The sequence below is a fragment of the Actinoallomurus vinaceus genome, assembly GCF_039542055.1.
GTDB classification, from domain to species: Bacteria; Actinomycetota; Actinomycetes; order Streptosporangiales; family Streptosporangiaceae; genus Actinoallomurus; species Actinoallomurus vinaceus.
Genome location: NZ_BAABHK010000001.1, coordinates 983234 through 997636 on the forward strand (window position 1 = coordinate 983234; position 14403 = coordinate 997636).

General features: G+C 69.7%; 18 protein-coding genes. 11 read left to right on the forward strand and 7 right to left on the reverse strand.

Annotated elements, in window-relative coordinates; genetic code table 11:
- Positions 1–40 precede the first annotated feature (40 nt).
- The gene (gene map, locus ABEA24_RS04500; protein WP_345429319.1) at positions 41–841 is read left to right on the forward strand and encodes a type I methionyl aminopeptidase; all 801 of its coding nucleotides are present in this window, start codon (positions 41–43) and stop codon (positions 839–841) included.
- Between the two features lie 108 nt (positions 842–949).
- Here map and ABEA24_RS04505 read toward each other — a convergent pair whose 3' ends face one another.
- Positions 950–2044, reverse strand: coding sequence for a hypothetical protein (locus tag ABEA24_RS04505; protein WP_345429320.1), 1095 nt, complete (start codon positions 2042–2044; stop codon positions 950–952).
- A gap of 186 nt (positions 2045–2230) precedes the next feature.
- Here ABEA24_RS04505 and ABEA24_RS04510 point away from each other — a divergent pair, with 186 nt between their 5' ends.
- Positions 2231–2668: a DUF1707 domain-containing protein gene (locus ABEA24_RS04510; RefSeq protein WP_345429321.1), complete on the forward strand. Its 438-nt coding sequence runs from the start codon at positions 2231–2233 to the stop codon at positions 2666–2668.
- Positions 2669–2682: 14 nt separating this feature from the next.
- On the opposite strand, the gene ABEA24_RS04515 is transcribed toward ABEA24_RS04510, so the two are convergent.
- From ABEA24_RS04515 to ABEA24_RS04530, 4 genes are all read right to left on the reverse strand, one after another.
- Positions 2683–4038 (reverse strand): S53 family peptidase, encoded by a 1356-nt coding sequence (locus ABEA24_RS04515; RefSeq protein WP_345429322.1) that lies wholly within the window; start codon positions 4036–4038, stop codon positions 2683–2685.
- A gap of 152 nt (positions 4039–4190) precedes the next feature.
- Complete coding sequence (locus tag ABEA24_RS04520) at positions 4191–5180, reverse strand: ABC transporter permease subunit (RefSeq protein ID WP_345429323.1); 990 nt, start codon at positions 5178–5180, stop codon at positions 4191–4193.
- A complete protein-coding gene (locus tag ABEA24_RS04525) occupies positions 5177–6046 on the reverse strand; it encodes an ABC transporter ATP-binding protein (protein WP_345429324.1) in 870 nt (289 codons plus the stop codon). The genes ABEA24_RS04520 and ABEA24_RS04525 overlap by 4 nt, the downstream gene beginning before the upstream one ends.
- Positions 6043–6435: a GntR family transcriptional regulator gene (locus ABEA24_RS04530; RefSeq protein ID WP_345429325.1), complete on the reverse strand. Its 393-nt coding sequence runs from the start codon at positions 6433–6435 to the stop codon at positions 6043–6045. Before ABEA24_RS04530 ends, ABEA24_RS04525 begins: the two co-directional genes overlap by 4 nt.
- Positions 6436–6744: 309 nt before the next feature.
- On the opposite strand from ABEA24_RS04530, the gene infA reads away from it, so the two are divergent.
- From infA to truA, 8 genes are all read left to right on the forward strand, one after another.
- Complete coding sequence (gene infA, locus ABEA24_RS04535) at positions 6745–6966, forward strand: translation initiation factor IF-1 (RefSeq protein WP_067912209.1); 222 nt, start codon at positions 6745–6747, stop codon at positions 6964–6966.
- A 119-nt stretch (positions 6967–7085) separates the two neighbouring features.
- Entirely contained in the window at positions 7086–7199 is a 114-nt protein-coding gene (gene rpmJ / locus ABEA24_RS04540) for a 50S ribosomal protein L36 (RefSeq protein WP_141956754.1), read from the forward strand.
- Between the two features lie 172 nt (positions 7200–7371).
- Positions 7372–7752: a 30S ribosomal protein S13 gene (gene rpsM, locus ABEA24_RS04545; protein WP_345429326.1), complete on the forward strand. Its 381-nt coding sequence runs from the start codon at positions 7372–7374 to the stop codon at positions 7750–7752.
- A 61-nt stretch (positions 7753–7813) separates the two neighbouring features.
- Complete coding sequence (gene rpsK, locus ABEA24_RS04550; RefSeq protein ID WP_345429327.1) at positions 7814–8215, forward strand: 30S ribosomal protein S11; 402 nt, start codon at positions 7814–7816, stop codon at positions 8213–8215.
- Positions 8216–8232: 17 nt separating this feature from the next.
- Positions 8233–8862 (forward strand): 30S ribosomal protein S4, encoded by a 630-nt coding sequence (rpsD, locus tag ABEA24_RS04555; RefSeq protein WP_345429328.1) that lies wholly within the window; start codon positions 8233–8235, stop codon positions 8860–8862.
- Between the two features lie 91 nt (positions 8863–8953).
- A complete protein-coding gene (locus ABEA24_RS04560) occupies positions 8954–9967 on the forward strand; it encodes a DNA-directed RNA polymerase subunit alpha (protein ID WP_252840846.1) in 1014 nt (337 codons plus the stop codon).
- Between the two features lie 128 nt (positions 9968–10095).
- On the forward strand, positions 10096–10608 hold the full coding sequence (gene rplQ / locus ABEA24_RS04565) for a 50S ribosomal protein L17 (protein ID WP_345429329.1): 513 nt from the start codon (positions 10096–10098) through the stop codon (positions 10606–10608).
- Positions 10609–10860: 252 nt separating this feature from the next.
- The gene (gene truA / locus ABEA24_RS04570; RefSeq protein ID WP_345429330.1) at positions 10861–11712 is read left to right on the forward strand and encodes a tRNA pseudouridine(38-40) synthase TruA; all 852 of its coding nucleotides are present in this window, start codon (positions 10861–10863) and stop codon (positions 11710–11712) included.
- 67 nt (positions 11713–11779) lie between these two features.
- Here the strand turns inward: truA and ABEA24_RS04575 are convergent, their stop codons facing one another.
- On the reverse strand, positions 11780–12298 hold the full coding sequence (locus ABEA24_RS04575) for a hypothetical protein (RefSeq protein ID WP_345429331.1): 519 nt from the start codon (positions 12296–12298) through the stop codon (positions 11780–11782).
- 141 nt (positions 12299–12439) lie between these two features.
- Between ABEA24_RS04575 and ABEA24_RS04580 the strand changes: the two genes are divergently transcribed.
- On the forward strand, positions 12440–13165 hold the full coding sequence (locus tag ABEA24_RS04580; RefSeq protein ID WP_345429332.1) for a TetR/AcrR family transcriptional regulator C-terminal domain-containing protein: 726 nt from the start codon (positions 12440–12442) through the stop codon (positions 13163–13165).
- On the opposite strand, the gene ABEA24_RS04585 is transcribed toward ABEA24_RS04580, so the two are convergent.
- On the reverse strand, positions 13150–14352 hold the full coding sequence (locus ABEA24_RS04585) for a hypothetical protein (protein ID WP_345429333.1): 1203 nt from the start codon (positions 14350–14352) through the stop codon (positions 13150–13152). The genes ABEA24_RS04580 and ABEA24_RS04585 overlap by 16 nt on opposite strands.
- Between the last annotated feature and the right edge of the window lie 51 nt (positions 14353–14403).

Below are 14403 nucleotides of genomic sequence, written 5' to 3' on the forward strand. Positions count from 1 at the left end.
TTCTCCGGGCGCGCCCCGGATCTACCTGCGGAGCATAAGAGTGTGGAAGAAGCGTAATCCGGCCATTCAGATCAAGACGCCGGGCGAACTGGACGTGATGCGCGAGGCGGGCCTCGTCGTCGCCCGTACGCTCGAGCGGCTCGTCGAGGCCGTCAAGCCCGGCATGACGACGGCGGACCTCGACGCCATCGCCGAGGAGTCGATCCGGTCTGAGGGCGCGACACCGTCCTTCAAGGGCTACCAGGGGTTCCCGGCGTGCATCTGCACCTCGATCAACGAGGAGATCGTGCACGGCATCCCCAACCCGTCCAAGGTGCTCACCGAAGGTGACGTCATCTCCATCGACTGCGGCGCGATCGTCGACGGCTGGCACGGCGACTCGGCCGTGACCGTGCCCGTCGGCGAGATCACGGCCGAGGAGCGCAGGCTCCTCGAGGTCTGTGAGGAGTCGCTGTGGCGCGGCCTCGCGGCCGGGAAGGCCGACGGCCGGCTGAGCGACATCGGCAACGCCGTCGAGACGTACATCCGCGGCCAGGGCGACTACGGCATCGTCGAGGAGTACGTCGGCCACGGCATCGGCACCGAGATGCACATGGACCCGGCGGTGCCCAACTACGGGCTGCCGGGCCGCGGGCCGCTCCTCGTCCCGGGCATGTGCTTCGCGGTCGAGCCGATGGTCAACCTGGGCACGGCTGAGACGATCCTCCTCGAGGACGAGTGGACGGTCATCACCGGCGACGGCCGTCGCTCGGCCCACTTCGAGCACACCTTCGCCGTCACCGAGGACGGCCCCTGGGTCCTGACGGCCCTGGACGGCGGGGAACGCCTGAAGTCCGCCTGACCGTCGCTCCTGGACCGGCGAGGTCGTCGTCTGGGCGTCTCAGGGCTTCGCGCACCCGACTGCGACGGAGAAGGCGGTCCCCGCGAGTCAGCGGCCCCCGGCCGTGCGTCATCGACGACGCCCACGGCGGCCGCGCTGCTGCGGGTGAGGGTCTGGTTCCGGATCCTCGATGACGGGCCGGGTGGACAGGTACCACTCACTGCGGTCTCTACATCGCAGAATCAGGTAGCCGCGTCGTGGCAGCCGAAGGGTCCGCATGCCGTCGTCTGTGCCGGAGACGGAGTGGTCGTACTTCGATCCGGGAGTCCCGGCGGGCCAGCGGGGCGGTCGGCAGCGGCAGTCACGGTCCCGAAGGCATCCGCACACGAACGTTACGTTCCAGAACTCCTTTGTTTTGATCTGGACGGTGAGCAGCGCTGGACCGCCGTCATAGAACAAGACTTCGTCGTATTCGCCGCGCCACTCCGAACCCAGGGGCGGCGCCGACGTGATCGGCCGCACGCGCGCTGACCACCGCTGGCCACGTTCGGTGGTCTCGACCCGCAGATGCGTCACCGACGGCCGCAGTGGGCGGCGTCCGCGGTACGGGCTGCGGTCCAGGACAGAGTGCCCGTCGACCCTGGTTTCGTCCTCGGTGCGGACCACCGGAGACACGAAGAGGTTTCCGTCACCTTCGGCGACCAGTTCGACCAGGGCGAGGCGGCCAGGCTCGGGGCGGTCGATCAGGAATTCGGTGGTCCCGGGTCCGCGTCCGGTGGTCAAGAAGCGCTCGCCGGTCTCTTCCTCCGGCTTGCCGGGCAATGTCGTGGTGTTCTCGACCGCTTCGGCGCCCGGAAGCGCGTCGATCGGGATGGGACGACCATCGAGCCGGGCCTGCAGCCGGATCAGCGCGCTGCGCCCGTCCCGCAGCGCCGCCACGGTCGCCGCCCGCGTACGGGCTGACGCGGCGCGGTCATAGGAGTCCAGGGCGAGCCGGTACTCCTTCAGCGTCGCGGGATTCGACGTCGGCCCGAGCGGATCGAACGTCAACGCCTGCAACTCTTCCCCGAAGGCGGTGACCGACTCCTGCACAGCGGGAAGAACCTGCCGGCGGACCCGCAACACCAGCGACCAGCAACCGCATCCAGCGGCGAAGGCGACCACCGCCACCAGCACATACCCGATCACGCCGATGATGATCGCATGCCCGGCCACCTCGGGCACCAGGCGATTCCCGGGCGTTGGAACACAGGGCGCCGGACCGGCGGAGGCCGACTCCGCCCGACCACCTGACGCCGCCGGGCGCCTGGCTCGGACAGGCAGACGGCTGTGGCGGCGATGGAAAGTGGCGTGTCGCGGCGTAGCCTCTGGATTGAGAGAATTGGGGGCTCCTGAGGGAGAGGATCAACAATGGCGTTCAATCCTGAGATACGGGCCTCCGACACCGACCGTGACCGGGTCGCGGCGGCACTGCGGGAGCACTGTGCTCAGGGACGCATCGGCGTCGACGAGCTCAACGAGCGCCTCGACCTCGCCTACCGCGCGCGGACACTCGGTGACCTGCAGAAGGTGACGAGCGACCTTCCCGAAGAGGACATGTACGAGCTGCCGGTGCCGGCGTCCCGGAGCTCGATGCCGGCACGTCGTCCGTCGGGCGAGGTGTACCGGAAGGGCATGCGCGCGGGCTGGGCGAGCTACGCCTCGGTCAACCTGGTCTGCATCGTCATCTGGCTGCTGAGCGCCGTGTCCTCAGGCTCCTGGTATCCCTGGTGGATCTGGGTGGCGGGTCCCTGGGGCGCCCTACTGCTGGCGGGCCAGCTCTTCGGCTCGCACGACGAACGCCGCTGAGCGGCCCTCACCCCTTATCGCGCTCGTCCCGCGGCGTAGCGAGCGAGCAGGGGGACGAGTACGCGGGCGTTCGGGCTGCCCCAGCCGGTGACCGGGTCGTAGCCCGGTATCGCCGGGTAGCCGGTGATGGTCTTGTCGGAGACGGTCACGGTGTTGTTCCCCGTGGTGACGTCGTGGAAGGCCGTCCGGCGGGCGAAACTGTGGCCGATGCGGTAGATCGCGGGGTTGACGAAGCCCACGTCGTGTCCGGCGGCCTGGTCGGCCAGGGCGATCAGCCCGGCCCAGAGCGGGGTGCTGGCGCTGGTGCCGCTGGCTCCGCGGATGGTGTATTCCTGGTCGTTCTTGCTGATGACCATCGCCATGCCGGTGCTGGGAGCGGCGTCGGCGGCCACGTCGGGCACCGCCCGAGCCGTGCTGGTAACGCCTTTCTGATAGGCGGGCCGGGAGAACAGGTGGCTGAACCCGCCACCGGTTCCCTGGGAGTGCGACGGGACGCTCCACGTGGTCTCGCCGGTGTACGCGCCGGTCTTGTGGTCGGCCGTGAGGATCGTTCCGCCGGCGGCGAGCACGAGCGGGTCCGAGGCCGGCGCGCTGACCTCCTTGACCGGGTCCCAGGCGTCCTGGGGCGTGGATCCGGGGCAGGGCCTGCTCACGGCGCCGGTGTCGCCTGAGCCGGCGACGACCGTGACGTGGCGATCCCGGGCGGCCTGCAGCACCTCGTGCTGCCGGGCGACCTGGGCATGGGTGAGGCAGTGCTCGCCCCAGCCGGCGCTGATCGAGATCACGTCACCCTGGGAGAGGCCGCGCCGCAAGGCGCCGGTCAGCGCGGCCATGGCACTGGCGGGGCTGCTCAGAGCCGTCGGCTCGACCAGGACCACGCGGATGGTCGCGGCGGGGGCGACCGCGTGCAGAATCTGTACGTCCTGCACTTCTTCTGCGGTGGCCAGCCAGGGCGAGACGTCTCCGGCGAGGGTGGCGTCGATCTTCAACCGTACGGCGGGCAGGCCGAACAGGTCGTCGAATCGCTTCATGCCCTGGCGGATGTCGCTGACCTTGGGCGGAGCCGCCCGTTGAGCCCCGAGGGCGGGTACGACGATGGTCTTGCCGCGGCCGTCGATCCCGCGGTCCAGCAGTGGCTGGATGCCGTACGCCACTCGGAGTTGGCGCGGGGTGTAGCAGGTGGCCAGGGAGTCGCAGGCCGTCGCCACGCTGTCGGGTGGAGTCGCCGATGCCGGTCGGACGGTGCGGTCGTCTGTGGTCGCGCATCCCGCTGCGGCGATGAGCATCCCGGCCGCGGCCACGCCCGTCGCGACCCGGATCCGCGACGGATGCGGTGAGACGTCCGGGCGGACGCCGATTCGAACGATCATGTTTTCTCCTTCAGGGCATGCCGGTAGAGCTCGCGGTGTTCGGAAGGGTTCGAGGTGGCCCGAGGCACGCGGCCAAAGAGGTGGGCCGGACGGCGCGCACCGGCTCTTTCCGCCGTGGCGCACGTGGTCGCGTGGCCCGTGCCTTTCGGGCGTCAGGCGCTGCGGCGGTGCAGCAGGCGGATGGAGATGCCGAGGAGTACGGCGGCGAGGCCGATAAAGAGTGCGGCCTCGATGACCTGGAAGGTCCAGAACCGGTCCGCGGGCTGGTAGACGACTCTGAGCCGCACTCCGAGCCCGCGTAGATAGGAGTCGGCGGCCGGGCCGTGGAGTGCCTGGGTTCGCCGGGAGATCTCATCCTGGACGGCGGAGGAGATCGGGTGACCGGTCCTGTCGGCCAGTCCAACGTCGAGGGTCCAGCCCGGCGTGCCGGGCGTGGTGGGCACGGCCATCGGGCCGATGCCGCCCCAGTGGCCGGTCGGGGGGAGCAGGCGGGTCACCGGCGTCTGGTACCGCTGCCGCAGCCAGAACTCCACCGGAAGGCGTACCGCCATGAAGGCGGCGAATGCCGCGGCGATCGCCGGCACGGTGCGGCGGAACAGCAGGCCGGCCAGGACGCCCGCCGCGAAGGCGAAGAGCGTGTATCCGGTGAGGGAGAGGCCTTCAAGGTCGAACGCCCCTGGTGAGAATCTGCCGGACACGTCGTCTATCGGGCTCCGGAACCAGCCGAAGACGGCGCTGAGGCTCGCGGTGATCACTACGATCCCGAGACCGACCAGCAGGATCTTGTCGGTCAGCCAGCGGGTTCGGGGTACGGCCTGGGTCCAGGCCAGCCGCCAGGTGCCGTGCTCGTACTCGCGGCCGAGCAGGCTCGCGCCGACGATCGCGCCGATCAGGCCGGGTACCGGAGTGAACCAGGTCAGCAGGTGGTTGGCGATGCCGTTGAACTGGCTCATGAACGTGGACATGGCCGATTGGCAGCCGTCGCCACCGGTGCCCCGGACCAGGCACGGTCCGACGCCGTGCTGGGCGTAGGCGTCACGGATCGCGTGACCGTAGGGCAGGAAGACCAGGGCCGTGAGGCCGATGAGCGCCAGGCCGGCGAGCGCCTGGGCGCGGTGCTGCCGCCAGGTGAGCCAGATCATCGGGCGATCTCCGTGGGTCGTTCGAGGTAGGCGAGGATGAGCTCTTCCAGCCCGACCGGGTGAGATCGCCAGGTCGGATGCAGCTCGGGCCGGTCCGTCCCGGCGCGGACCAGCAGATCGGTGTGGCGATCGCTGTGCGTGGCGCGTACGAGCCCGGGGACCGCCGGTTCGTCATCGGTGCGCGGGCCGGTGAGCATCCGGTGGTCGGCCAGTACGTCCTCGATCTCCCCGGCGAGCTGGAGCCGGCCGTCCTTCAGCAGCATCAGCCAGTCACAGACCGCCTCCAGGTCGGCGATCACGTGGGAGGACAGCAGGACGGTGATCTCGTCTTCGGCGACGGCGGCCATCACCGTGCGCATGAAGTCGCGGCGCGCGATCGGATCCAGGTTGGCCAGCGGTTCGTCCAGCACCAGCAGTGCGGGACGCTTGGCCAGGGCCAGCGCCAACGTGACCTGGGCCTGCTGGCCGCCGGACAGTGCTCCCGCGCGCTTGGCCAGCGGGATCCCGAGCTCATCGAGCCGCCGTTCGGCCAGCGGCTGATCCCAGCGCAGGTTGAGCGAGCGGCCCATCCGCAGCAGGTCGGCGACCGAGAATCCCTGGTAGAGCGGGTGCTCCTGGGCGACGAAACCGACCCGGGCCAGCGCCTCGGCCGAGCCGTCGCGGGCGTCCTGGCCGAAGACCTCGACGGTGCCCTCCGTCGGGCGCAGCAGGCCGGTGACCAACTGCAGGAAGGTGGTCTTGCCGGCGCCGTTCGGGCCGACCAGGGCGATCACCGACCCGGCGGGCAGCCGCACGGAGCAGTCCCGCAACGCCCACGCCCGCCCGTACCGCATGCCCAGCCCTTTGGTCTCCAGCGCCGGGCTCACGCCACTCCCTCCGCCCGTAGCTCGTTGCGGATGGTGGCGAACATGGCCGTGACCGTCTCGTCGTCCAGCCCGGAGGCATAGGCGTCGCGGACCCACTGCTCGAGCGAGCGCCGCAACCGGGCGTACGGCCCTGGGGCCACCGGCTCGATGGAGGCGGTGATGAAGGTGCCCTGCCCTGGCCGGGCGGTCACCATCCCCTCGTTCTCCAGCTGGCGGTAGGCCTTCACCACCGTGTTCGGATTGATCGCCAAGGAGGCGACCACCTCCTTCACGGTGGGCAGCTGGTCTCCGGTCCGCAGGTAACCCAGCAACAGCGCCTGGCGCACCTGGTGGACGATCTGCAGATAGGGCGGGACGCCGCTGGATCCGTCCAATCGGAACTGGAACACCTCTCGCTCCCTTCTTCTATGATGTTAGTAGAACGGTAGTGATCGTCTCGGCGCGGCGTCAAGGCGAGGTCTCGGGCGCGGGTGCGAAGTGATCGACGAAGGGGCGGAATGAAGCGCCCCCTCGACGGGTTGAGGGGGGAGGGTGACGCCCTCGACACGGGGTCCGGACACGGATTTCGTATTCCGTGGCGTGTGACGTAGACTCTTTTGTCGGTCCCGTGTTGGCTCATGCCCTCATGCCCATGGTGCATGCCGGGTGCTCCACGGAGACCGTTCTCCTGACGAACCGATCAGTGAAGCGCGGAGGACATGCCCAAAAAAGAAGGGGCCATCGAGATCGAAGGCACCGTCGTCGAGTCACTCCCGAACGCCATGTTCCGGGTGGAGCTCGACAACGGGCACAAGGTGCTCGCCCACATCAGCGGAAAGATGCGGATGCACTACATCCGTATCCTGCCCGATGACCGCGTCGTCGTGGAGCTGAGCCCCTACGACCTCACGCGCGGTCGGATCGTCTACCGCTACAAGTAACCACCCACTGGGGTTGCCTTCCCCGCGTATAGTCGGTTGGTGAGCGGCTTCGGCAGTGATGCCGTCGTGGCTTGCCTGCGACTCGGCAGCGCGGGGGTGACCCTGCAAGAGGAGACCCAGTGAAGGTCAAGCCGAGCGTCAAGAAGATCTGCAGCAAGTGCCGCGTCATCCGTCGGCACGGCCGGGTCATGGTCATCTGCGATGACCCGCGCCACAAGCAGCGTCAGGGCTGACGTACAACACAGCCGCGCCATTCACACGACGTGACATGGCGCGGCCGGACATATTCCGACGTTCCGCGGCTCCCGTGAGGGAGCGACCCCCGGTCGGAGGCCGGGGCCCCACCCGGGCAGGGGCGGGGATGCGGTGCGCAGACCTCCGTGAAACAGAAGGGAACTGCCCGAGATGGCACGCCTCCTCGGCGTCGACCTCCCGCGCGAAAAGCGCCTCGAGGTCGCTCTCACCTACATCTTCGGCATCGGCCGTACCCGTGCCCTCGAGACGCTGAAGGAAACCGGTATCAACGGTGACCGTCGGGTCCACGAGCTCGGTGACGACGAGCTGATCCAGCTCCGTGACTGGATCGAGGCCAACTACCGGATCGAGGGCGACCTGCGCCGCGAGATCCAGGCCGACATCCGTCGCAAGATCGAGATCGGCTGCTACCAGGGTGTCCGGCACCGTCGCGGCCTGCCGGTGCACGGTCAGCGGACGCAGACCAACGCGCGTACGCGCAAGGGCAAGAAGAAGACGGTCGCCGGCAAGAAGAAGGCCGGCAAGAAGTAGTAGTCCTCGGCCCCCCGCCCGGGGCCGACGGATCGACGACCTCCAGGAGACTTGAGAGCAGATGCCGCCAAAGAGCCGCCAAGGCGCCAAGAAGGTGCGCCGCAAGGAAAAGAAGAACGTCGCTCACGGGCATGCCCACATCAAGAGCACGTTCAACAACACGATCGTCACGATCACGGACCCCGTGGGCGCCGTGATCGCTTGGGCCAGCGCCGGTCACGTGGGCTTCAAGGGCTCGCGTAAGTCGACGCCGTTCGCCGCTCAGATGGCGGCCGAGGCCGCCGCGCGCCGCGCCATGGAGCACGGCATGCGCAAGGTCGACGTCTTCGTGAAGGGCCCGGGCTCGGGCCGCGAGACCGCGATCCGGTCGCTGCAGGCGACCGGCCTCGAGGTCGGTTCCATCCAGGACGTCACCCCGGTGCCGCACAACGGCTGCCGTCCGCCGAAGCGCCGCCGCGTCTGAGTTAGGGAAGAAGAGAGATGGCTCGATACACCGGCGCCGACTGCAAGCTGTGCCGCCGCGAGAAGATGAAGCTGTTCCTCAAGGGCAGCAAGTGCGAGGGCCCGAAGTGCCCGATCGAGATCCGGCCGTACCCGCCGGGTGAGCACGGTCGTGGCCGTCCCAAGGAGAGCGAGCACATGCTCCAGCTCCGGGAGAAGCAGAAGGCCCGTCGCATCTACGGCGTCCTCGAGGCGCAGTTCGTCAACTACTACAAGGAGGCGAACCGCCGGACGGGCAAGACGGGTGACAACCTGCTGAGCCTGCTCGAGCGCCGCCTCGACAACGTGGTCTACCGCGCGGGCTTCGCCAAGAGCCGCGACATGGCCCGTCAGCTGGTCAAGCACGGTCACTTCCTGGTCAACGGCAGGAAGGTCGACATCCCGTCGTACCGCGTCAGCGAGCGCGACATCATCGAGGTGCGCCAGAAGTCCCTCGAGGACACGCCGTTCGTGGTGGCGCGCGCCGAGGTCGGCGAGCGTCCGGTCCCGGCGTGGATCGAGGTCGTGCCCGACCGGATGCGCATCCTCGTGCACTCCATGCCGGTCCGTCAGCACATCGACGCGCCGGTCCAGGAGCAGCTCATCGTCGAGTGGTACGCCAAGCGCTGACCACTCGTGCGGGCGCACGCCCCCTGGCGTGCGCCCCGCAGTGCGAGATCGCGGCAGTCATATAGCGGGCGCCGCGGGAAGGAAGTAAGAAATGCTCATCGCACAGCGACCGACCCTCACCGAGGAGCAGGTCGACGAGTTCCGGTCGCGGTTCACGATCGAGCCGCTGGAGCCGGGCTTCGGCTACACCATCGGCAACTCGCTCCGCCGTACGCTCCTGTCCTCCATCCCGGGTGCCGCGGTCACCAGCATCCGGATCGAGGGCGTTCTGCACGAGTTCTCCACGATCCCGGGGGTCAAGGAGGATGTCACCGACATCATCCTGAACCTCAAGGAGCTCGTCGTCTCCTCCGAGCACGACGAGCCGGTCGTGATGTACCTCCGCAAGCAGGGCCCCGGTGAGGTCACCGCCGCCGACATCGCGCCGCCGGCCGGTGTCGAGGTGCACAACCCCGAGCTGCACATCGCCACGCTGAACAACAAGGCGAAGCTGGAGATGGAGCTCACCGTGGAGCGTGGCCGTGGCTACGTCTCCGCTGCCCAGAACAAGCAGCCGGGTCAGGAGATCGGGCGCGTTCCCATCGACTCGATCTACTCCCCGGTGCTGAAGGTCACCTACAAGGTCGAGGCGACGCGTGTCGAGCAGCGCACCGACTTCGACCGGCTGATCGTCGACGTCGAGACCAAGCCCGCGATGCTGCCGCGCGACGCGGTGGCGAGCGCCGGCAAGACCCTGGTCGAGCTGTTCGGCCTGGCCCGGGAGCTCAACGTCGAGGCCGAGGGCATCGACATGGGCCCGTCGCCGACGGACGCCGCGCTCGCGGCGGACCTGGCGCTGCCGATCGAGGAGCTCAACCTCACGGTCCGGTCCTACAACTGCCTCAAGCGCGAGGGCATCCACACCGTGGGTGAGCTCGTGGCCCGCAGCGAGCAGGACCTCCTCGACATCCGCAACTTCGGTGCCAAGTCGATCGAAGAGGTCAAGCAGAAGCTCAACGACATGGGCCTCACGCTGAAGGACTCCCCGCCCGGGTTCGACCCGACCGCGGCGGCCGACGCCTACGGCGACGAGGACCAGAGCTACGCGGAGACCGAGCAGTACTAATCATTTCGGTCGCGGGCGGTCCCCAGGGGCCGCCCGTGGTCAACGACACTCGGTGAGGCGCACCGCCTCGCCGGACCGACACCGGTACCTGGTACGGCCGGTGCGGGTTGAAACAAGGAGAGGGATTCATGCCCACGCCCACCAAGGGCCCTCGTCTCGGCGGCAGCCCGTCGCACCAGCGGCTGATCCTGGCGAACCTCGCCACGGCCCTGTTCGAGCACGGTCGCATCACGACGACCGAGGCCAAGGCCCGGCGGCTGCGTCCGCTGGCGGAGAAGCTGATCACCAAGGCCAAGCGCGGTGACCTCGCCGCGCGGCGCCAGGTCCTCTCCGTCGTGCAGGACAAGGGCGTCGTCCACACGCTCTTCACCGAGATCGGCCCGCGGTTCGAGAACCGTCCGGGCGGCTACACCCGGATCACCAAGCTCGGCCCGCGTAAGGGCGACAACGCCCCGATGGCACTGATCGAGCTGGTGGAGGAGGCCGCGGCGTCCGCGGTGACCACCCGGACGACGGCCGCTCCGGCCACGGAGGCCCCGGCGCCCGCCGCCGAGGAGACCGAGGAGACCCCGGCAGCGGCGGCCGAGGAGCCGGCGGCGGAGGCTCCGGCCGACGAGACCGAGGCCGACGAGAAGAAGTAGCCGTCGTTCGCAACAAAGCCCGCCGTGCCCCTACGGGACGGCGGGCTCGTTGTTTGAAAGACTTGTGTCCGACCTGCTCTTCCGCCCGACGGCGGGAGGCTGGACCGATCATGAAGGGGACGCCGGTGGACCGTTGCGCCGCACGTGCGTGTGGCCGCGACCCGGCCGTCCTCGGCTCGCTCACGGTAACAGGAGGGGGGCGGCGGCGTTCCCGGTTCGGCGCTTGACCGAAGACCGGACGCCGCGATCCCGATGACCGCTCTGGTACGTCTCCGGCTCGACCTCGCCTACGACGGGTCGGGCTTCGCCGGCTGGGCGCGTCAGCCCGGACGACGGACGGTGCAGGGCGTCATCGAGGACGCCCTGGGGCGCGTGCTGCGGCTCGACCCGCCGCCGGTGCTGACGGTCGCGGGCCGTACGGACGCCGGGGTCCACGCGCGCGGCCAGGTGGCGCACGTCGTCGTCCCGGTCGCCGCTTACGCGCAGGTCAACGGAACGCTGCCGCGACGCCTGGCGGGCGTTCTCCCGCCCGACGTCCGGATCTGGCGCATCGGGCAGGCGCCGGAGGGCTTTGACGCACGGTTCTCCGCGCTGTCGCGCCGGTACGAGTACCGGGTCTGCGACAACCCGGTCGGTGTCGATCCGCTGCGGCGTCACGCGGTGCTCTGGCACCCACGGCCTCTCGACCTGGACCGGATGAACGCCGCCAGCGCGCTGCTGCTGGGCGAGAACGACTTCGCCGCGTACTGCCGCAGGCGTGAGGGCGCGACGACGATCCGGCGGCTGCTGCGCTACGACTGGGAGCGCGAGTCGGCCGACGTCGCCGTCGCGACCGTCGTCGCCGACGCGTTCTGCCACTCCATGGTCCGGGCCATCGTCGGCGCGCTGCTGGCGGTCGGCGACCGCCGCAGGCCGGTCGAGTGGCCGGCGGAGGTGCTGACCGCGGGCGTCCGCGACTCGGCGGTCCAGGTGCTCCCGCCGCACGGCCTGTCGCTTGAGGAGGTCACCTACCCGGAGGCCGCGCTGCTGGCCAGCCGGGCGCAGGAGACCCGTCGGGTTCGGGTCCTCGGCGTGACACCGACGGAGGAGCGCCAGGCCGGCTGACACGGGACGAATGACGACGGCCGGGTGTGCACGCGTGGTGCACACCCGGCCGTCGTCGTGATGGTGGTCAGATGACGGTGGCGGCCAGGGCGAGGACGGAGCCGACGAACACCACGGTGTGGCGGATGTTCTGCAGGATGGGCATCACCCACCGGGGGAAGGCGCCTTCGGCCGCGTCCAGCAGGGCGGGCACGTCGATGCGCAGCAGGGTGGGGTCGCCCTTACGCCTGAATGCGGCGCGCACGGACTTGGCGGCGGTGAGCTGGCTGTAGAGGATCAGGCAGTTGCCGACCAGGACCAGCGACTGGAAGATCCAGGTCAGGGTCTGGCCCCAGTGGTTGCCGGCCAGGTTGAGCGCGGCGAGGACCATCATGATCGCTGCGACGGTGGCGGGGACGGCGGTCTCGTGGCCGCTGGCGTCGAACTTCAGGCCGTTCTCCTCCAGCACGGTGATCGGGACGTTCTGGCGTGCCAGCTCTGCCTCGGCGGCCGCCTTGGCGGCCGGACCGAAGCGGTGGCGCACCAGCGGGATGCTGAGGAAGGCCAGGGCGACGAGCAGCTGCAGGACCGCGGCGAAGATCAACATGGGGGTTCCCCTTCTCTGGCGCTCACCTGCGCCACTGTCGACTTGAACTAAGTGCAAGGCGACGGTAGTCGATCACTTGAATTAAGTGCAAGTAGGTTTGAACTAAGTGCAAGTTGAGCTGGCCGCTACTAGGGTGGGGGCATGGCACGCGACACCCTGACCCGGGAACAGATCGTCCAGACCGCCATCGAGCTGCTCGACGCCGAGGGCCTGGAGGGCTTGAACATGCGGAGCCTGGGCAAGCGGCTGGGTGCCGCCGCCACGGCGGTCTACTGGCACGTCAAGAACAAGGACGACCTCGTGCTCCTCGTCGGCGACCGGGTGTGGGACGAGATCGAGCTGCCCGATCTGGACGCGGTCGACTGGCGCACGGCGGCCACCACGATGGCCACCGGCCTGTACACCATGCTGACCCGGCATCCCTGGCTGGTGCAGGGCTTCGGCTCCTACCTGTTCTTCGGGCCGGGCAAGGCGCGCTATGACGATCACAGCCTCGCCGTCTACGAAGCGGCCGGCTTCGTCGGCGCGGACGCCGACCGGGCCGCCGGGACGGTCTTCACCTTCGTGCTCGGCAACGCGCTCGGCGCGGCCGCGGCCGTCTCGCTGACCCGGCGGCTGAGCCGTGGCGGCGGGAACGCCGAGGAGCTGGTCCAGGAGACCATGGCCAAGGCGGCGGAGGTCGCCGAGCGCTTCCCGCGTCTGCGCGTGCGCCTGGACTCGTCAGCGGCCGCGGACTACGCCGGGGCGCCCGACCAGACCTTCGAGTACGGCCTGCAGGTCATCCTGAGCGGCCTTGAAGCCGAACACGCCGCCCACCGTACCGTCGGGCTCGAACGCGAGCTGATTCCCCCTCAGTCGTCCTTCTGACGTGCCTCGATCGGCTTGAGCGTGGTGTCGCGGAAGCCCGTGCCGACGTCCTTGAGGGTCTTGTCGTCCGACTTCGGCTTGTGCGCGTCGGCGTACATGGCGTACGCGTAGATGATGTAGCGGCCGCGCTGCACGCTCACCGGGTACCCGCCACCCTGGTCGATCTTGGTCGCGTCGGTCGCCCTCATGCCGCGGAACCACTCGTAGTGCGCCATGTCCTGGGCCTTCATGGCGGCCGCGGCGGCGGCGTCCGTCGGCATCGCCGCGATGCCGGTGGTGACGGCGATCTTCTTGTCGTCGGAGACGAAGGTCGCCCGGACGACCCTGCGGCAGTGCTGGCGGGTCAGCTCGGCGCTGAACGCTCCGTTGGCGGTCAGGTTGCACTGGTTGTTGGGCACGGTCTTCATCAGGAGGAAGGTGTGCCCGGCCACCTTGATCTTGGTGTCCGGGAAGACCTCGTCGACGCCCAGGGGCTTGGGATCCTTCTTCTCGTCCCTGATGTCGATGGGCGTCGGCTTGGGCTTCGGCTTGGGTTTCTCGGACGTCTTGGCGGGCGTCGGAGTGGTCACGACGGGCGTGGGCGTCGGCTGCGTGGCGTGCGTCGGCGGGGCGGCCGTGTGCTTCTTCGGCGCGTCGTCGGACATCGTCGTGTAGGCGAGGACACCTCCGCCGCCGAGCAGGAGCGCGGCCAGCGCGCCGCCGCCGATGAGGAGCACCCCGGGCGCACCGGCGCCGCCCCGCCGTGACCGGCCGGGCCTGCGGGGTCCGTGGGGTCCACCGGGCCCGCCGGTGTACGGTCCGGGCTCTCCGGAGCCGATCTGAGGCGTCGGCCGGGTGCCGTCCATCTCGGGCTCGGGCTCCGGCTCCGGAGGCTCGTCCGGGACCGTGCCCGGCGGGAGGATCGCGTCCGGCATGAGCGGTGGGGTGGTGCTCTCCGCCGCGGACCGCGGCGGTTCGCCCATGCGACGTGCCACCGTCACGGCGGCGCTCGGCTCCGGCTCCAGCACGTCCGTCACGGTCTTCTCCGCGTCCTCGGTCGTGTCCGCGAACGGGGACGCGGATGCCGCCCCTGCGGCCGGGCCGGACGGCGTCGGAGCGGGGCCGTGCGGGGTCGCGAAGGACACGGTTGCGTGTGCGTCCGGATCGGGGAAAGGCCCGGGCCCGGGGCGCGGGGGTGGCGCGGTCATGCTCTCCTCGGCGTCGGGCGTCGGGGGCGGTCCGGGAGGGGCCGGGTCGCC